Below are 17,803 nucleotides of genomic sequence, written 5' to 3'. Positions count from 1 at the left end.
GTCAGGTCCCTTCCTTACGTCACTTGGAGACGTTGACGGCAGGCGCGTCCTCGCCGAGAAGCTTGCCGTCCGAGGTCTCGAACTGCTTCTTGAAGGCCGCGACCGCGTCACCGATGGCGGTGATGGTGTCGTCGGACATCTTCGCGCCCTCCTTGATGGAGGTCATCAGGCCCTGCTCCTCGCGGTGCAGGTAGCTGAGCAGCTCCGACTCGAAGCGGCGGATGTCCGCGACCGGCACGTCGTCCATGCGGCCCGTGGTGCCGGCCCACACGGAGACGACCTGGTCCTCGGTGGCCATCGGCTGGTACTGGGCCTGCTTCAGCAGCTCGACCATCCGCTGACCGCGCTCCAGCTGGGCCTTGGACGCGGCGTCCAGGTCGGAACCGAAGGCGGCGAACGCCTCCAGCTCACGGAACTGGGCCAGGTCCACGCGCAGTCGGCCGGACACCTGGCGCATGGCCTTGTGCTGGGCCGAGCCACCGACGCGGGAGACCGAGATGCCGACGTTCAGGGCCGGGCGCTGACCGGCGTTGAACAGGTCGGACTCCAGGAAGCACTGGCCGTCGGTGATGGAGATGACGTTGGTCGGGATGAACGCCGACACGTCGTTGGCCTTGGTCTCGACGATCGGCAGACCGGTCATCGAACCCGCGCCCTCGGCGTCGGAGAGCTTGGCGCAGCGCTCCAGCAGGCGGGAGTGCAGGTAGAAGACGTCACCGGGGTACGCCTCGCGGCCCGGCGGACGACGCAGCAGCAGGGACACGGCGCGGTAGGCGTCGGCCTGCTTCGAGAGGTCGTCGAAGATGATGAGGACGTGCTTGCCCTCGTACATCCACTGCTGGCCGATGGCCGAACCGGTGTACGGCGCCAGGTACTTGAAGCCGGCCGGGTCGGACGCCGGGGCGGCGACGATGGTCGTGTACTCCAGTGCGTTGGCCTCGTCCAGGGCGCGTCGCACGGACGCGATGGTGGAGCCCTTCTGGCCGATGGCGACGTAGATGCAGCGGACCTGCTTGTTCACGTCACCGGAGCGCCAGTTGTCGCGCTGGTTGATGATGGTGTCGACGGCCAGGGCGGTCTTGCCGGTCTGGCGGTCACCGATGATCAGCTGGCGCTGGCCACGGCCGATCGGGGTCATCGCGTCGACGGCCTTGTAGCCCGTCTCCATCGGCTCGTGCACGGACTTGCGCTGCATGACCGTGGGAGCCTGGAGTTCGAGGGCGCGGCGGCCAATGGTCTCGATGTCGCCGAGGCCGTCGATCGGGTTGCCGAGCGGGTCGACGACACGGCCGAGGTAGCCGTCGCCGACGGCCACCGAGAGCACCTCACCGGTGCGCTGCACCGGCTGGCCCTCCTCGATGCCGCTGAACTCGCCGAGGACGATGGCACCGATCTCGCGCTCTTCGAGGTTGAGCGCGAGGCCGAGGGTGCCGTCCTCGAACTTCAGCAGTTCGTTGGCCATGGCCGAGGGAAGTCCCTCGACCTTCGCGATGCCGTCGCCGGCAAGGGTGACCGTACCGACCTCCTCGCGCGAGGCCGCGTCCGGCTTGTACGACTGGACAAAGTTCTCCAGCGCGTCCCGGATCTCCTCCGGCCGGATCGTGAGCTCCGCCATCTGGGTTCCCTGCTCTCCTTGTTGGGCCCGAAGTTCTTTGGGGGTCTGGGGGCTACCCCCAGGAATCCTCTGCACGGCCCAACCAGGGCCGTCGGTGTTCTCTGTTGCTGTGGTGTGCGTCGCTCAGCCGGCCATGCGGCGGCTGGCGTCGTCGATGCGGTCGGCGATGCTGCCGTTGATGACCTCGTCGCCGACCTGCACCCGGATGCCGCCGAGGACCGCGGGGTCCACGTCCAGGTTCAGGTGCATCTCGCGCCCGTACAGCTTCGCCAGGGACGCACCCAGGCGCTGCTTCTGCTGATCGCTCAGCGGTACGGCCGAGGTGACGACGGCGACCATGCGGTCGCGGCGCTCCGCGGCGAGCTTGGACAGGGACTCCAGTCCCGCTTCCAGGCTACGTCCACGCGGCCGGGTGACCAGTCGCGTGACCAACCGGGTGGTCTCCGCCCGGGCACGGGTGCCGAGCAGGGTGCTCAGCAGCTGTTCCTTGGCGGCGACGGTCGCCGAACGGTCGGTGAGCGCGGCGCGCAGCTCGGTGTTCGAGGAGGTGATCCGGCCGAACCGGAACAGCTCGTCCTCCACGTCGTCGAGCCGGCCGGCCCGCTGCGCGGCGGTGAGGTCGGCGACGTCCGCCAGGACCTCCAGGGCGTCCACCAGGTCACGCGAACGCGACCAGCGGGAGCGCACCAGGCCGGAGACCAGGTCGACCGTCTCCCCGCCGACCTGACCGGCCAGGAGGCGGCCGACGAGGTCGGCCTTGGCGTCCGCGGACTGCGCCGGGTCGGTGAGGACCCGGCGCAGGGACACCTCGCGGTCGAGCAGCGCGGTGACCGCGGCCAGGTCGTCAGCGAGCCGCGTCGCGTCGACGGACGTGTTGTCCGTCAGCGCGTCGAGCCGCTCACGTGCCGTGGCGAGGGCCTCACGGCTGGCTCCGTGCAGCGCACTCACCGGGCGGCCTCGGCCTTCACGTCGAGCTCGTCGAGGAACCGGTCGATGGTGCGGCTCTGTCGGGCGTGGTCCTCAAGGGACTCGCCGACGAGCTTCCCGGCCAGTTCGGTGGCGAGCTGGCCGACGTCACGGCGCAGCGCCTGGGCAGCGGCCTTGCGGTCGGCCTCGATCTGCGTGTGACCGGCGGCGATGATCTCTTCGCGCTGCCGCTGGCCTTCCGCACGCATCTCGGCGATGAGCGCGGCACCCTGCTCCTGCGCGTCCTGGCGCAGGCGCGCGGCCTCGTGCCGGGCCTCGGCGAGCTGGGCCTTGTACTGCTCCAGCACGCTTTCGGCTTCGGTCTTGGCGGCCTCGGCCTTCTCCATGCCGCCCTCGATGGCCTCACGGCGCTCTTCCAGAACCTTGTTGATGTTCGGGAGGAGCTTCTTGGCGAGGATGCCGAAGACGATGACGAAGGCGATCAGGCCGATGACGAGCTCAGGGATCGGCGGGACGAGGGGGTTCTGCTCCTCGGTGGCCGCCAGAATGAGCAGCTGGCTCATATCAGTGCCTTTCGTCTAGTGGGCTGGTCGTGGTCAGGCGATCACGGGCCGTAGACGAACGGCATGACCAGGCCGATGAGGGCGAGCGCCTCACAGAAGGCGAAGCCGAGGATCTGGTTGGCGCGGATCAGACCGGCGGCCTCGGGCTGACGGGCCAGCGCCTGGGTGCCGTTACCGAAGATGATGCCGACGCCGACGCCGGGGCCGATGGCCGCGAGACCGTAACCGACGGAGCCGAGCGAGCCGGTGACAGCAGCAAGGGTCTGGGACATGCCAGTTCTTCCTTTTCTTTGCGGACCGGTGGGGGTTGGCCACCGGACGAGTGCGGAGCGGGAGCGGGCGCTCAGTGGTGCTCTGCGAGCGCGCCCTGGATGAAGCTGCAGGCCAGGAGCACGAAGACGTACGCCTGGAGGGCCTGGACGAAGAGCTCGAAGACCAGCATGACCAGCGTCATGAGGAAGGAGACGCCGGCGTAGGCGATGCCGATGCCGTTGAGCAGGTACCAGGACGCGATGGTGAAGAGGACCAGCAGGGTGTGACCCGCGAACATGTTCGCGAAGAGTCGCACGGCGTGGGTGAAGGGCCGGACGAGCAGGTTTGAGAAGAGCTCGATGGCCATCGACAGCGGGAGCACCGCACCCAGCGACTTGTCGTAGCCGGCGAAGTTCTTGAAGGCGCCCACGAAGCCGTGGCGCTTGAAGGTCAGCGAGACCCAGACGATGTAGACGATGAGGGCCAGGACCGCCGGGTAGGCGATGACCGAGGTCACCGGGAACTGCGCCAGCGGGATGACGGCCCAGAGGTTCATCATCCAGATGAAGAAGAACAGCGAGACCATCAGCGGGACGTACTTCTCGCCCTCGCGCTTGCCGAGCGTCTCGTAGACGACGCCGCGGCGGATGAAGTCGTAGCCGGCCTCGGCGACCATCTGGAGCTTGCCGGGGACGACCTTCGGCTTGGCGAAGGCGGCCCAGAAGAAACCGATGACGATGATCGACCCGAGCAGGGCGAGGAGCATCGGCTTGTTGAAGTACAGGTTGCTGTCCGCGTCGCCCCAGATGGGCTTGAACAGGAACGAGTGCAGGCCGGGAGCCGGGAAACCACAACCGTCGAAGATGTGGCAGTCGGTCTCGAAGGCGAGCACCTGCGTCGGATCAGCACTCACCGCGGGCTCCTTCGTGGCGCATAGGTACGGCAACCTCGTTGTGTCGGCGCGGCGCACAGCCGCAGTACGGCACTGGACTGGTGTTACGGGTGTGGGGGCGGCGGTCGGGCATCAAGCCTCGCGCTAGAGCAGGCGTCAGCTTGTTTGCCCGCGCCCGCGATGCCGCAGTTGGCACCGGACGATAGCAGTAAGTCCGACCCGCCCTTATACCGGCCCTACCCCTCACGACGGGGAACCGGTCTTCGCGGGCTTCTCAGCCTTCGAATCCTCGGGTTCCACGTAGAGAATCTTGGCCTTCATGTGGGCACGGGCCTGGGCTCCGATCCAGCCGAGCGTGGTCGCGACGAGCGTCGCCGCGAACGTCCTCGGGTTGAACAGATCGGTGTCCTTGAACGTGGCCATGAACACGAAGAGCAGCAGGATCTGGGTCGTGTAGAGCATCAGACCCATGGCCTGGAAGAGCTGCGGGAGCGACCTCGCGGTGCGCTGGAGCACCACGAGCCCGATGCCCATGAAGAGGATCACGACGACGGTCGCCACAGCAGCACCGAGCGCCCCCTTGCCCCCGGCGACGACGGCACTGATGCCGGCGGCGACGGCGCCCACCGCGGCGGTGGGTACGGCGACCTGGAGGACGGTGCGTGCGTCTTGGGACGGCATGGCGGCAACTCCGCTTACTGGATGGGGGCAGGTGTCGTCATGGACGAGCGTAAACCCGGGAATCGAGACAGAGCGTCGGCCTGGAAGGGCCGTCGCACTACGGCCCCACGGCGTTGTCCCGGGTTCTCGTGAACGGTATCACAAACTATTTGATGAGGTCTTTACCTGTGAAGTGTGCCCACTGTCACGCCTGAGAGTGAATACGCTCATGTGCGCATGATCTCAGGCGCTCTGTCTGGTATTGGGCGACTTCGCGCCCGCCGACTTGGCAAGCCCTTGGCCAGATCCTTACCCGATCGTCAACGCAAAGTGATGCCTCGACTCCGCTCGGGGCACGCCCGCCCCGCCGCGGGCACCTCCCGGACACCCTGGGTTCACCGCACGGACGGCCTGGATCCGTCGGGTGTTCATTTCTCATCCGGAGGCTTCGGGCGGCGAGGGGCTCCAGGAAGTGCCTTGTGGCCATGGGAAGTTGAGACGTGGGCAATCGGCTGCTAACCGCGCTCGCGGGAGCGGGCGCCCGCGGCGCCGGCCGTCGCCTGCTCCGCCAGCTCGGAGAGCGCGGTGCTGCCGTGGGGCCCCGCACCGACCCCGTCCGGGGTACGGGCGCCCGTGGTCGACGGACGGGCCGCCATGGCCGCTCCCGGGGCCGACGATGGGGCCGCGGGGCCGGACGCCGCCTCCGGCGCCACCTTCCGGCGCCGGTACCGCGGGGGGACGAAGCTCTCCGCCCAGCGCGGCGCCCGCGGCGTGAACCTGGGCAACAACAGCAGTACGAAGCCCACCGCGCTCAACACCGCGACCACCAGCACGATCCACATGGAGGCCGCGTTCACCGAGTAGGCGAGGGTCCCGAAGGAGATCACCACCGTGTAGAAGTACATGATCAGCACCGAGCGGCTGTGCGAGTGGCCGATGTCCAACAGCCGGTGGTGCAGGTGCCCCCGGTCGGCGGCGAACGGCGACTGTCCGCGCCAGGTGCGGCGCACCACGGCCAGCACCAGGTCGGCCGCCGGAATCGCGATGATCGTCAACGGCAGCAGCAGGGGGATGTAGACCGGCACCGTGGCGTGCACGGCCTCCCGCACCCGGCCGGCGCCCTGGTCGCTGAAGAGGCTGTCGGGGTCGACCTGACCGGTGATCGAGATGGCGCCGGCCGCGAGCACCAGGCCGATCAGCATCGACCCCGAGTCGCCCATGAAGATCCGCGCCGGGTGCATGTTGTGGGGCAGGAAGCCCAGGCACATGCCGACCAGCAGGGCCGCGAACAGCGTCGCCGGCGCCGCGGCCTCCACCCCGTAGCCGAACCAGAGCCGGTAGGCGTACAGGAAGAACGCCACCGCCGCGATGCACACCATGCCGGCGGCGAGCCCGTCGAGGCCGTCCACGAAGTTGACCGCGTTGATGGTGATGACCACCAGCGCCACGGTGAGCAGGGTGGACTGCCACTGGGTGAGGGCGACCATGCCGACGCCCGGAACGGGCAGCCACAGGATCGCCAGGCCCTGCATGACCATCACGCCCGCGGCGATCATCTGGGCGCCCAGCTTGATCAGCGCGTCGAGTTCGTACTTGTCGTCCAGCACCCCGACGACCCAGATCAGGGCAGCCCCCGAGAGCAGCGCCCGCGGCTCGTTGGAGTCGACGAAGACCTCACCGAGGTTGGTGAGGTGGCTGGCGGCCAGCAGGCCCGCGCAGAGCCCGAAGAACATGGCGATGCCGCCGAGCCGTGGGGTGGGCTCCCGGTGCACGTCACGGGCGCGGATCTCCGGCATCGCTCCGGCCACGATGGCGAACTTGCGCACCGGGCCCGTCAGCAGGTAGGTCACCGCGGCCGTGATACAGAGCGTCAGGAGGTATTCACGCACAGGCTTCCCCACAAGTGTCTTCGGCCAGCTCAGCCCCACAGCCTAGCTTCGGGTGCATAGGGAAGGGGACTTCCGGGTAGCGAGCACGGTTGCACCGGGAACGTGCGGGCTCCCGTGGGAGTGCCCGGAGCCGTGCTCCGTCCGGGCGGCCCCTCACTCCGGCCGACCGCGCTGCGACGGGAAGGCGCGGACGGGTCCGCGCACCTCGTCGCGGACGGACGCTCCGATGATCTTGCCGCGCAGTGCCGCGGCACACAGTACCGCGATCCGTGCCGTCTCCGGTCCGCCCTCGCCCTGGGCGGTCGCCCGGGAGCGGGGCCCAGGGCGGTCCCGGCAGCGACCGGGACCCGGCCGCCGGGACCTGGAACAGCAGTCCGTCGTACACGTCGGCGGGGCCGGCGCGCGCGTCCCGGTCCCCCGCCACGACCGTCATCGCAGCCTCCGGAAGGGGGCGGGCGCCCGCCTCCACGGTGGGGGCACGGGGCCCGCGGTGGTGGCGGCTCAGCGGTGTTCGGTGACGCCGGTCAGGGCGGTGACGACCGGGTCCAGGGCCTCGTGGATCTCGTCGCCGATGGAGCGGAAGAACGGCAGCGGCGCCCCGTACGGGTCGAACACCTCGTCGGCGTCCGGGGACGGGGCCAGCAGCCAGCCGCGCAGCGCCGCGGCGGCCCGCACCAGGGCCCGGGCCCGTTCGACGACGCCCTCGGCCCGGGCGTCCGGCAGGGTGGCCGGGTCGATGGCCCGCACCAGCCGGGTGAACTCCTTCAGGGTGAAGGTGCGCAGCCCGGCGGAGTGGCCCATCGAGATGACCTGCGCCCGGTGGTCGCGGGTGGCGGTGAGCACCAGGTCCGCGCGGATCACGTGGTCGTCGAGGAGTTCCCGTCCGGTGAAGCCGCTGGGGTCGGCGCCGAAGTCGGCGAGGACCGTCTCGGCGTTGGCCTCCATGGGGGCGCCCTCGTGGCCCCAGGTGCCGGCGCTCTCCACCAGGACCCCGCAGCCCGCGGGGTCACCGAGCCGCCCGGCCAGGGCGTGGCGGGTCAGCCGCTCGGTGATCGGCGAGCGGCACACGTTGCCGGTGCTGACGTGGAGGATGCGGAACGTGTCCCCGGTGCCGGTGGTCCACGTGCCTATGCCACGCCCTTCGGAAGCCGTCAACTGGCCACCTCAAGGCCGGGTACGACCTTGCGCAGCTCCTCGGCGTCGAGGGCACCGGCGCGCAGCAGGACGGGCACCTCTCCGGTGACGTCGACGATGGACGAGGGCACGATGCCGGGGGTGGGGCCGCCGTCGAGGTAGACGGAGACGGAGTCGCCGAGCATCCCACGGGCGGAGTCGCAGTCCTCGGGGGCGGGGTGGCCGGTGAGGTTGGCGGAGGACACCGCCATCGGGCCGACGTCGGTGAGCAGTTCGATGGCCACCGGGTGCAGCGGCATCCGCACCGCGACCGTGCCCCGGGTGTCGCCGAGGTCCCAGGCCAGGGTGGGCTGGTGCCGGGCGACCAGGGTGAGGGCGCCGGGCCAGAACGCGTCCACGAGTTCCCAGGCGAGTTCGGAGAAGTCGGTGACGATGCCGTGCAGGGTGTTCGGGGAGCCGACGAGGACGGGCACCGGCATGTTGCGCCCGCGGCCCTTGGCCTCCAGCAGGTCGGCGACGGCGTCCGAGCTGAAGGCGTCGGCGCCGATGCCGTACACGGTGTCGGTGGGCAGCACGACCAGTTCGCCACGGCGGACGGCGGACCCTGCCTCGCGCAGACCGGTGATGCGGTCGGTCGCGTCGTTGGTGTCGTATCGCCGTGCCATCTAGCGGGCCTCCTCGTGCGCGTTCGGGCTGTGGTTCGGGGGCCGGGATGTCACGGGCGTGCCTTGCGCGCGGTCGCGAATCGGGGCCGGTTGTTGAGGTCGGGATGGTCGGCGGCGTCGGCCCAGCCGGACTCTTCGCTGAAGATCCACGGCACCTGTCCGCCCTGGGTGTCGGCGTGCTCCACGACGACGATGCCGCCGGGGCGCAGCAGCCGGTGGGCGGTGCGTTCCAGGCCGCGGATGGTGTCGAGGCCGTCGTCGCCGGAGAACAGCGCCATCTGCGGGTCGTACTCGCGGGCCTCCACCGCCACGTGCTCCCACTCGGTGAGCGGGATGTACGGGGGGTTGGAGATGACGAGGTCGACCTGTCCGTTCAGCTCGGGCAGCGCGGTGAGGGCGTCACCCTGGTGGACGTGGACGCGGGAGCCCTCGGCGTTCTTGAGGGTGTAGGCGAGGGCGTCCTCGGAGAGTTCGACGGCGTGCACCCGGGAGCGGGGCACCTCCTGGGCGAGGGCCAGGGCGATGGCGCCGGAGCCGGTGCACAGGTCGACGATGAGGGGTTCGACGACGTCCAGGGCGCGGACCGCGTCTATGGCCCAGCCGACGACCGACTCGGTCTCCGGGCGGGGCACGAAGACCCCGGGTCCGACTTCGAGCTCCAGGTACCGGAAGTAGGCGCGGCCGGTGATGTGCTGGAGCGGTTCGCGGGCGACCCGGCGGTTGATGGCCTCCCAGTAGCGGGCGTCCACGTCGGCGTCGGCGACGGTGTGCAGTTCGCCGCGCTTCACCCCGTGGACGAAGGCGGCCAGTTCCTCGGCGTCGTTGCGCGGCGAGGGCACGCCCGCGTCGGCCAGCCGCTGGGTGGCCTGGGCCACTTCAGCGAGCAGCAGACTGCGGGGGCCTGGGGGTCGACCCCCAATGGGTGGCTGCACGCGAGGTCCTCCGGGGCTGGGCTGTGGTCGGGCGCCGGGCTGGTCGGCGCCCGCGGGTCAGGCGGCGGCGAGCTTGGCGGCGGAGTCCGCGTCGACGCACGCCTGGATGACCGCGTCGAGCTCTCCGTCGAGCACCTGGTCCAAGTTGTACGCCTTGAAACCGACGCGGTGGTCGGAGATGCGGTTCTCGGGGAAGTTGTAGGTGCGGATCTTCTCCGAGCGGTCGACGGTGCGCACCTGGCTGCGGCGGACGTCGGCGGCCTCCCGCTCGGCCTCCTCCTGGGCGGCGGCGAGCAGTCGGGAGCGCAGGATGCGCAGGGCCTGCTCCTTGTTCTGGAGCTGGCTCTTCTCGTTCTGGCAGGAGGCGACGACACCGGTCGGCAGGTGGGTGATGCGCACCGCGGAGTCGGTGGTGTTGACGGACTGCCCACCGGGTCCGGAGGAGCGGTAGACGTCGATCCGCAGGTCGTTGGGGTTGATCTCGACGTCGACCTCCTCGGCCTCGGGGGTGACGAGCACGCCGGCGGCAGAGGTGTGGATGCGGCCCTGGGACTCGGTGGCGGGCACCCGCTGCACCCGGTGGACGCCTCCCTCGTACTTGAGGCGGGCCCACACGCCCTGGCCGGGCTCGGTGGCCCCCTGGCCGCCCTTGGTCTTGACGGCGACCTGGACGTCCTTGTAGCCGCCCAGCTCGGACTCGGTGGCGTCGATGACCTCGGTCTTCCAGCCGACCCGTTCGGCGTAGCGCAGGTACATGCGCAGCAGGTCCCCGGCGAACAGGGCGGACTCGTCGCCGCCGGCGCCCGCCTTGATCTCCAGGATGACGTCCTTGTCGTCGCTGGGGTCGCGCGGGACGAGCAGCAGCCGGAGCTTCTCGGTCAGCTCCTCACGCGCCCTCTCCAGGTCCTTGACCTCGGCGGCGAAGTCGGGATCGTCGGCGGCCAGCTCGCGGGCGGTGACGACGTCCTCGCCGAGGCCCTTCCAGGAGCGGTAGGCGGCGACGATCGGGGTGAGTTCGGCGTAGCGCTTGTTGAGCTTGCGCGCGTTGGCCTGGTTGGCGTGCACCCCGGGATCGGCGAGCTGGTGCTCCAGGCGGGTGTGCTCGTCGACGAGTTCCGCGACGGCCTCGAACATCTCCGGGCTCCTGATCTGGGTACGGCTGGGGGTGCGGCGGCAGGGGGCGGCATCGGGCGGGCCGGTGCCGGACGGTTGGCGGGGGCGGGCCGCGCCAGGAAAAAACGCCGGTCCCGGCCCGCCCGGGGGCGGCCGTGGACCGGCGCAGGGTGCTCGCTACTTCTTGGCGGCAGCGGCCTTGCCGAAGCGGGCCTCGAAGCGGGCCACGCGGCCACCGGTGTCGAGGATCTTCTGCTTGCCCGTGTAGAACGGGTGGCACTCGGAGCAGACCTCGGCGCGGATGGAGCCGCCGGAGATCGTGCTGCGGGTGGTGAACGACGCGCCACAGGTGCAGCTGACCTGCGTCTCGACGTACTCGGGGTGGATGTCGCGCTTCAAGGTGTCTCCTAGGTTCGGGAGGGCACCGGGTCGCCGACGCCTGCTGCGCGGGCGTGAACCGGGGCCGGCGGACCAGTCTGCCAGCACTGGCCGCATCCCCCAAAACCGGCCTGTCGGGCCGCATATTCCCGAACCCGGCCGACCGCCTGCGGAGCGGTCGGAAAACAGCCAGGTGTGACGGTTCGATGGCGGTACGCGACCGGATGTGAACCGCGGAGGTCGGCCAGGGCGGTCGGCCGGGGCGGTCAGGGGCCGGTGAGCACCCGGCCGGCGTCACCCGTCGCCGTGCCCTCGGTGGCCCAGGCGGGCACCGGCCGGTCGGCCTTCAGTGCGGACCAGACGGCGGCGCCCTGTCGCTCCAGCGGCAGCACCCGGTTGGGATCGGCCGGGTCGTAGGCGACCGGCAGGGTGACCGGGCTGACGTCCCCGGCCCCGATGTCCTTCAGGCCGCCGGCGAACCCGGCGAGCTTCGTGACCGAGGCCAGGTCGGAGTCGGTGGTGAGGGCGCTGGTGGCGGCGTCGGCGACCTCGAACAGCTTGGCCGGGTCGGAGAGCAGGCCGATCCCGTCGACCTTCTCGACCAGCGCCTTCAGGAACGCCTGCTGGAGTTGGATGCGACCCAGGTCGCTGCCGTCGCCCACGCCGTGCCGGGTGCGGACCAGCCCGAGGGCCTGTTCGCCGTCGAGGGTGTGGGTGCCGGCGGCGAGCCGCAGGTGGCTCCTGGGGTCGTCGATGGCCCGGGCGAGGGTGACGGGCACCCCCCCGAGGGTGTCCACGAGCCGGGTGAAGCCGGTGAAGTCGACTTCCAGGTAGTGGTCCATGCGCAGCCCGGACATCGCCTCGACGGTCTTGACCGCGCAGGACGGGCCGCCCGCCTCGTAGGCGGTGTTGAACATCTGCTCCGCGGCCGCGGGGACGGTGCCGCCGCGGCCGTCCGCGCAGGCCGGGCGGTCGACCAGGGTGTCCCGGGGGATGGAGACGACGGTCGCCGCCCGGTGCCCCCGGTTGACGTGCAGGACCATGGCGGTGTCGGAACGGCCCGGCCCGTCCGGGCGGCCGTAGGCCGCGTTCGCCCCCGACCGCGAGTCGGAGCCGAGGAGCAGGACGTCCATCGAGCCGTCGTCCCGGTCCCGGGGCCGGTCGGTGCCGAGGACGGCGTTGATGTCGATGCCCGTGATGTTGCCGTTCAGCCTCAGGTACAGGTACCCGAGACCGGAGCCGCCGAGCAGGATCAGACCGGCGGCCGTCCAGGCGGCGATCCGCCACGCGCGGCGCCCGCCCCGCCGGCGGGCACCGCGGCCGGGTGCCGGGGGCTCGGGGGCCCGGTCGTCGGCGCTCTCGTCGGGCATCCGTACCTCGACTGTTCGGGGGTCCTGCTCCCAGGGTCGACCCGACGGCCGGCCCTCACCAGTCGACGGACCCCACCCGCACCACCCGATCACGTACGGTCACCGTACGTGCGGAAGCGGTCAGCTCAAGAGGTCGTACTGCTGGAAGCCGCCACCGATCCGTACGGGCGGGCCGAAGATGCCGCGGGAGGTGCGTCCGGTGCCCGGGTAGAGGAAGAGGTTCCCGGCCCGGGAGCGGGCCACGAAGTCGGGCCGACCGTCACCCGTGACGTCACCGGGGGCGGCCAGCGCGTTGTAGCCCACCCAGTCCCGGACGTGCCGCGGCGCCTCGAACGGCTCCGCCGCCTTCCCGGTGCCGCGCAGCACGTGGAGCCGACCGTCCCGGGTGCGCGCGAACAGATCGGTACGGCCGTCGCCGGTGAAGTCGCCGCGTCCGCGCAGCGAGTTGTAGCCCCGGTAGCCCCCGCCGGCGCGCACCGGGTCGGCGAGGGTGCCGTCCCCGTTGCCGGGGTGCACGTGCAGCACGCCCTCCCCGGTGACGGAGAGCAGGTCCGGCATCCGGTCCCCGGTCACGTCGCCGGGGGCGACCAGGAACTTCCGGTCCGCCCAACCGACCGCGATCGGGGTGTCCGCCCAGCGGCCCTCCGGGGCGGTGCGCTGGCGCCAGAAGACGGCGCCGTCCGCCGTGCGGCGCAGCACCCAGTCCTGTCGCCCGTCGCGGTTCAGATCGCTCTGGAGGGCCACGTCGTACCCGGCCCAGGAGCCCGGCAGGTCCCTGGGGGCGGCGAAGCCGGTGCCCGTGGAGGCCAGCACCCGGGCGGTGCCGTCGGTGCGGCCGCGCACGAAGAGGTCGGCCCGGCCGTCGCCCCGACCGTTCGGGGCGACCGCGTCGACGTCGGTGTCGTCGACGCGCGGCCGGATCTGCGGTTGGTCCGCGGCGACCCTGCTGAACGCCTCGTGGGTGCCGGCCACGTTGCACAGTTGCGCACCGCGGCTCATGCCCCAGGAGACCACGCCGACGACCTTGTTGCCGGTGATCAGGGGGCCGCCGGAGTCGCCCGGGCAACGGGTCCGCCCCGGGACGTCGTCCCCCGTGCCGAGCTGGCCGGCGCACACCATGCTGCCGTCGGTGCGGTAGCCCGGTCCGAGGTTGACCCGGCACTCCGGATCGGCCTGCAACGGCAGGGTGACCTTCTGGAGGACGGGCGCGATGGTGGCCGACTCCTGCTGCGCGGTGGTCACTCCCCAGCCGTACGCGATGGCGCCGGTCCCGGGGGTGTGCAGCCCCGCGTCGTCCGGTCCGGCGAGGTCCAGCGTGGTCTGGGCGACCGGGCGGGCGAGCGTCAGCAGGGCGAGGTCGTGCGCGAACTCCCGGCGGTCGTACCCGGGATGGACCCAGGTGCGGACCACGTCCACCCGCTCGGCGTCATTGGCGACGGTGACGCTGCGGTGGGTGCCCACGGCCACCTGGCCGCGCCCCTCCCAGTCGCGCCGCTCGCCGGTGCGGGGGTCGTCCAGGCAGTGCGCGGCGGTGAGCACCTTGTGGGGGGCGACGAGGGTGCCCCCGCACACGAAGTGCTTGCCGTAGTCGGGGTCGGCGTACACCAGTTGCACCATCCAGGAGGCGGTGCTGTTGGTGCCGGCGGTGACGCGGGGCGAGCCGCCGGCGGCCGAGGAGGAGGGCGGGGCGGGCGTCGGGCCGGCGGTGACCGCGCCCGGCGGGGGTTTGACGACCTCGCCGGTCAGCGGCGGAGGTTCGGGCGGTCCCCCCTGGGACGTGACGGCGAGGACCCCGCCGCCGAGCAGGGCGAGCGCCACCGCGGCCACGGACAGCAGCCGTCCCGCACGGCGCCGGTGCCGAGTCCCGTCCCGTTCCGTCGACACGCCCGCTCCCGCCCGTCCGTTCTCCGCACACAGCCCGCGTCGATCCTATCCAGCCCGTACACATCCACCGAAACGCCGCGGAACCCCGAAGGGCCCCGCACCCCCGTAGCGGGGGGGCGCGGGGCCCTTCGACCGAGGCTCCGGACGACTCAGTCGTTGGAGGACGGCGTGGTCTTCTGGATCTGGAGCAGGAACTCCGCGTTGGACTTCGTCTGCTTCATCTTGTCCAGCAGCAGTTCGATCGCCTGCTGCTGGTCCAGGGCGTGCAGCACCCGGCGCAGCTTCCAGACGACTCCGAGCTCCTCGCCGCTGAGCAGGATCTCCTCCTTGCGGGTGCCGGAGGCGTCCACGTCCACCGCCGGGAAGATCCGCTTGTCGGCGAGCTTGCGGTCGAGCTTGAGCTCCATGTTGCCGGTGCCCTTGAACTCCTCGAAGATCACCTCGTCCATCCGGGAGCCGGTGTCGACCAGCGCGGTGGCCAGGATGGTCAGCGAGCCGCCGTCCTCGATGTTGCGCGCCGCACCGAAGAACCGCTTCGGCGGGTACAGCGCGGTGGAGTCCACACCACCGGACAGGATGCGGCCGGAGGCGGGCGCGGCGAGGTTGTAGGCGCGGCCCAGACGGGTGATCGAGTCGAGCAGCACGACCACGTCGTGGCCGAGTTCGACCAGCCGCTTCGCCCGCTCGATGGCGAGCTCGGCGACGGTCGTGTGGTCCTCGGCGGGGCGGTCGAAGGTCGAGGAGATGACCTCGCCCTTCACCGACCGTTGCATGTCGGTGACCTCTTCCGGACGCTCGTCGACCAGGACGACCATCAGGTGGCACTCGGGGTTGTTGTGCGTGATGGCGTTGGCGACCGCCTGCATGATCATGGTCTTGCCGGTCTTCGGCGGGGCCACGATCAGACCGCGCTGGCCCTTGCCGATCGGCGACACCAGGTCGATGATCCGCGTGGTCAGCACGCCCGGGTCGGTCTCCAGACGGAGCCGGTCCTGCGGGTACAGCGGAGTCAGCTTGGTGAACTCGGGTCGCCCGCGGCCGAGTTCGGGCGCCATTCCGTTGACCGAGTCGAGGCGGACCAGCGCGTTGAACTTCTCGCGGCGCTCGCCGTCCTTCGGCTGGCGCACCGCACCGGTGAGGTGGTCGCCCTTGCGCAGCCCGTTCTTGCGGACCTGGGCCAGCGACACGTACACGTCGTTCGGGCCGGGCAGGTAGCCGGAGGTCCGGATGAACGCGTAGTTGTCCAGGATGTCCAGGATGCCCGCGACGGGGATCAGGACGTCGTCCTCGTTGATCTGCGGCTCGACGCCGCCCACCTCGTCACGGCCGCGACGGCCGCGACGGTCGCGGTACCGGCCGCGACGGCCGCGACGGCCGCCCGCCTCGTCGTCGTAGTCGTCCTGCGGACCGTTGTTGCGGTCCCGGTCCTGACGGCCGCCCTGCTGCTGACGCTGCTGGTTGCCGCCCTGCTGGCCCTGGTCGTCGGCCTTGCCGCCCCGGCGGTCGCGGTCCCGGCCCCGACGGTCGCGACGACCGCGGCCCTCGGCGTTGCCCTCGGCATCGGCGGCCTTGTCGGCGGGGGCCTCGGTGCGGACCTCCGCGGTGACCGTCTCGGCGCCGGTCGCCTCGGCGGTGACCCGGCGCCGGCGGCGCTCGGCGACGGGGGCGTCCTCGCTGGCAGGCTGGCCGGGGATCTCGATCTGCTGCTGGGCGACGGCCTTGCGGGCGGCGGGCGCCTCGGCGGCCTCCGCGGGAGCGGCGGACTCGGCCGCCGGGCGGGCGGCGGCCTTCTCGGCCCGGGGCTCGGCGGCGTCCTCGCCGGTGCGGGCCTTGGAGGTGGCGCGACGCTTGGGCTTGGCCTCGGCGGGGGCGTCCGCGCTCTTGGCGGGCGCACCGCCACCGGCCTGGGCCTCCTTGATGACCTCGATCAGCTGGCTCTTGCGCATCCGCGCGGTGCCCCTGATGCCGAGGCCCGAGGCGACCTGCTGGAGTTCCGCCAGCACCATGCCCTCAAGGCCGGTGCCGCGGCGGCGCCGGCCGGAGGAAGCACCGGTGGCGGGCGCGGCAGAGGCATCCGTGGCGGGCGCGGCAGCGGTGTCGACCGTGCTGTCGGCGCTCACGCCCATCAGATCGGTGGTGTCGCTCACGAAGGGTCCTTCCCTGGAGCGGACGTCGGCCTGTCTGGCTCGGCGACCGGTTGTGCTGTCCCGACGGGTGGCCCCTGAGGTGGGCCGTGCCGGTGCGGTGGTCCGCCACGACGGCGGAGGAGGTTTCTGGTGTGGCCCTACCCGGAGCCGTGCCGCGGAGTTGCTGTGCCGCGCGGTCGGGTGGAGCCGGTTCCGGAGCGTTTAACGCAGACGGTGCAGTGCGACGCACCGAACGGTTCGGGAGGCTCCCGGAAGAATGGTTGTCCCGAAGGGGGACACAAAGCACCTCGTCATGGTGGGGTCGGGTGCAGACTTGAGATTAACACTACCGGACCCAACAAACATTCCCCCTCTCCAAATCCGGCAAGCCTTCAGTGCGCAAGCGGCAGCACGCTCGCTCCCGATCCGTCCAGCGCGAGCCGGTTCGCCGCCCAGCCCTCGCCCGCGAGGCGGGCGACCTTGTCGGCCGTCGCCACGTCCGCCAGCGCGAGGACGGTGGGTCCCGCGCCGGAGATCACGGCGGGCACGCCGTCCGCGCGCAACCGTTCGACCAGGGCGGCGCTCTCCGGCATGGCCGGGGCCCGGTACTCCTGGTGGAGGCGGTCCTCGGTGGCGGGGAGCAGCAGTTCGGGGCGCCGGGTCAGGGCCTCGACGAGGAGCGCCGCCCGGCCGGCGTTGGCGGCAGCGTCCACGTGCGGGACGGTACGCGGCAGCAGCCCGCGGGCGGTCTCGGTCAGCACCGGCTTCCCGGGGACGAAAACCACCGGAACGATGGAATCGGCGGCGTCCATCCTGATGGCGCGGGCCGCGCCGGCGTCCATCCAGGAGAGGGTGAACCCGCCGAGCAGGCAGGCGGCGACGTTGTCGGGGTGGCCCTCGATCTCGGTGGCGAGTTCCAGCAGGGCGTCGTCGTCGAGGCGGGCGTCGCCGCCGATGGTCACCGCCCGGGCGGCCACGATGCCGGCGCAGATCGCGGCGGAGGAGGAGCCGAGCCCGCGACCGTGCGGGATGCGGTTGGCGCAGACCACCTCCAGGCCCCGCGGCTGGCCGCCGAGCAGGTCGAACGCGGTGCGCAGGGAGCGCACCAGGAGGTGGCTCTCGTCGCGGGGCAGGGTCTCGCTGCCCTCACCGGCGATGTCCACGTGCAGCCCGGAGTCGGCCACTCGGACGACCACGTCGTCGTAGAGCCCCAGCGAGAGGCCCAGGGCGTCGAAGCCCGGGCCGAGATTGGCGCTGGTGGCGGGGACGCGCACCCTGACGGCGGCGGCTCGGAAGGCGGGACCGGCCATCGCTCGACGACTCTCCTTGAACTGCGGGGTTCTCACCATGTGCGGGGGACCCGTGGGCCCCACGGGGGCAGCACCGCGGCATATGCGGCGGAC

At 71.5% G+C, this 17,803-nt stretch carries 16 protein-coding genes; all 16 read right to left on the bottom strand.

The features are described 5' to 3' along the window. Positions 1-19: 19 nt before the first annotated feature. On the bottom strand, positions 20-1,615 hold the full coding sequence (atpA, locus tag ACSMX9_RS21200) for a F0F1 ATP synthase subunit alpha (RefSeq protein WP_351241143.1): 1,596 nt from the start codon (positions 1,613-1,615) through the stop codon (positions 20-22). 123 nt (positions 1,616-1,738) lie between these two features. Further along, complete coding sequence (locus tag ACSMX9_RS21195; RefSeq protein WP_445403054.1) at positions 1,739-2,554, bottom strand: F0F1 ATP synthase subunit delta; 816 nt, start codon at positions 2,552-2,554, stop codon at positions 1,739-1,741. 5 nt (positions 2,555-2,559) lie between these two features. After that, positions 2,560-3,105 (bottom strand): F0F1 ATP synthase subunit B, encoded by a 546-nt coding sequence (locus ACSMX9_RS21190; RefSeq protein ID WP_351241141.1) that lies wholly within the window; start codon positions 3,103-3,105, stop codon positions 2,560-2,562. 41 nt (positions 3,106-3,146) lie between these two features. Beyond that, the gene (gene atpE, locus ACSMX9_RS21185) at positions 3,147-3,377 is read right to left on the bottom strand and encodes an ATP synthase F0 subunit C (protein WP_351241139.1); all 231 of its coding nucleotides are present in this window, start codon (positions 3,375-3,377) and stop codon (positions 3,147-3,149) included. A gap of 71 nt (positions 3,378-3,448) precedes the next feature. After that, positions 3,449-4,270 carry a F0F1 ATP synthase subunit A gene (atpB, locus tag ACSMX9_RS21180; protein ID WP_445396044.1) on the bottom strand — a complete coding sequence of 274 codons (822 nt, stop codon included), beginning with the start codon at positions 4,268-4,270 and terminating at the stop codon, positions 3,449-3,451. 222 nt (positions 4,271-4,492) lie between these two features. Continuing rightward, positions 4,493-4,930, bottom strand: coding sequence for a hypothetical protein (locus ACSMX9_RS21175; RefSeq protein ID WP_445396042.1), 438 nt, complete (start codon positions 4,928-4,930; stop codon positions 4,493-4,495). A gap of 494 nt (positions 4,931-5,424) precedes the next feature. Next, positions 5,425-6,798, bottom strand: a complete 1,374-nt coding sequence (locus ACSMX9_RS21170; RefSeq protein WP_445396040.1) for an MraY family glycosyltransferase — start codon at positions 6,796-6,798, stop codon at positions 5,425-5,427. 501 nt (positions 6,799-7,299) lie between these two features. Beyond that, the gene (locus ACSMX9_RS21165) at positions 7,300-7,953 is read right to left on the bottom strand and encodes an arsenate reductase/protein-tyrosine-phosphatase family protein (RefSeq protein ID WP_445396038.1); all 654 of its coding nucleotides are present in this window, start codon (positions 7,951-7,953) and stop codon (positions 7,300-7,302) included. Next, positions 7,950-8,597 (bottom strand): L-threonylcarbamoyladenylate synthase, encoded by a 648-nt coding sequence (locus tag ACSMX9_RS21160; protein WP_351241131.1) that lies wholly within the window; start codon positions 8,595-8,597, stop codon positions 7,950-7,952. The genes ACSMX9_RS21165 and ACSMX9_RS21160 overlap by 4 nt, the downstream gene beginning before the upstream one ends. Positions 8,598-8,647: 50 nt before the next feature. Next, positions 8,648-9,529: a peptide chain release factor N(5)-glutamine methyltransferase gene (gene prmC / locus ACSMX9_RS21155; RefSeq protein WP_351241130.1), complete on the bottom strand. Its 882-nt coding sequence runs from the start codon at positions 9,527-9,529 to the stop codon at positions 8,648-8,650. Positions 9,530-9,586: 57 nt separating this feature from the next. Then, positions 9,587-10,663, bottom strand: coding sequence for a peptide chain release factor 1 (gene prfA / locus ACSMX9_RS21150; RefSeq protein WP_445396036.1), 1,077 nt, complete (start codon positions 10,661-10,663; stop codon positions 9,587-9,589). A 156-nt stretch (positions 10,664-10,819) separates the two neighbouring features. After that, positions 10,820-11,041 (bottom strand): 50S ribosomal protein L31, encoded by a 222-nt coding sequence (rpmE, locus tag ACSMX9_RS21145; RefSeq protein WP_351241128.1) that lies wholly within the window; start codon positions 11,039-11,041, stop codon positions 10,820-10,822. A gap of 245 nt (positions 11,042-11,286) precedes the next feature. Then, a complete protein-coding gene (locus ACSMX9_RS21140) occupies positions 11,287-12,390 on the bottom strand; it encodes an LCP family protein (RefSeq protein ID WP_445396034.1) in 1,104 nt (367 codons plus the stop codon). Between the two features lie 120 nt (positions 12,391-12,510). Beyond that, positions 12,511-14,274 carry a trypsin-like serine protease gene (locus tag ACSMX9_RS21135; RefSeq protein WP_445396033.1) on the bottom strand — a complete coding sequence of 588 codons (1,764 nt, stop codon included), beginning with the start codon at positions 14,272-14,274 and terminating at the stop codon, positions 12,511-12,513. Between the two features lie 149 nt (positions 14,275-14,423). Further along, positions 14,424-16,421 (bottom strand): transcription termination factor Rho, encoded by a 1,998-nt coding sequence (gene rho, locus ACSMX9_RS21130; RefSeq protein ID WP_445396031.1) that lies wholly within the window; start codon positions 16,419-16,421, stop codon positions 14,424-14,426. Between the two features lie 371 nt (positions 16,422-16,792). Further along, positions 16,793-17,710, bottom strand: a complete 918-nt coding sequence (gene thrB / locus ACSMX9_RS21125) for a homoserine kinase (protein ID WP_351241120.1) — start codon at positions 17,708-17,710, stop codon at positions 16,793-16,795. Positions 17,711-17,803: the final 93 nt, after the last annotated feature.

The sequence above is a fragment of the Streptomyces sp. LE64 genome, from assembly GCF_052606915.1.
Note: the sequence above shows the minus strand (reverse complement) of the source record. Positions and strands in the feature narration are given on the sequence as shown.

Excerpts from the sequence above, each read along its gene's own strand:
- atpE (WP_351241139.1), bottom strand. The coding sequence starts at position 3,377 with ATGTCCCAGACCCTTGCTGCTGTCACCGGCTCGCTCGGCTCCGTCGGT.
- atpA (WP_351241143.1), bottom strand. The coding sequence starts at position 1,615 with ATGGCGGAGCTCACGATCCGGCCGGAGGAGATCCGGGACGCGCTGGAG.
- ACSMX9_RS21140 (WP_445396034.1), bottom strand. The coding sequence starts at position 12,390 with ATGCCCGACGAGAGCGCCGACGACCGGGCCCCCGAGCCCCCGGCACCC.
- thrB (WP_351241120.1), bottom strand. The coding sequence starts at position 17,710 with ATGGCCGGTCCCGCCTTCCGAGCCGCCGCCGTCAGGGTGCGCGTCCCC.
- ACSMX9_RS21160 (WP_351241131.1), bottom strand. The coding sequence starts at position 8,597 with ATGGCACGGCGATACGACACCAACGACGCGACCGACCGCATCACCGGT.
- prfA (WP_445396036.1), bottom strand. The coding sequence starts at position 10,663 with ATGTTCGAGGCCGTCGCGGAACTCGTCGACGAGCACACCCGCCTGGAG.
- ACSMX9_RS21175 (WP_445396042.1), bottom strand. The coding sequence starts at position 4,930 with ATGCCGTCCCAAGACGCACGCACCGTCCTCCAGGTCGCCGTACCCACC.
- ACSMX9_RS21190 (WP_351241141.1), bottom strand. The coding sequence starts at position 3,105 with ATGAGCCAGCTGCTCATTCTGGCGGCCACCGAGGAGCAGAACCCCCTC.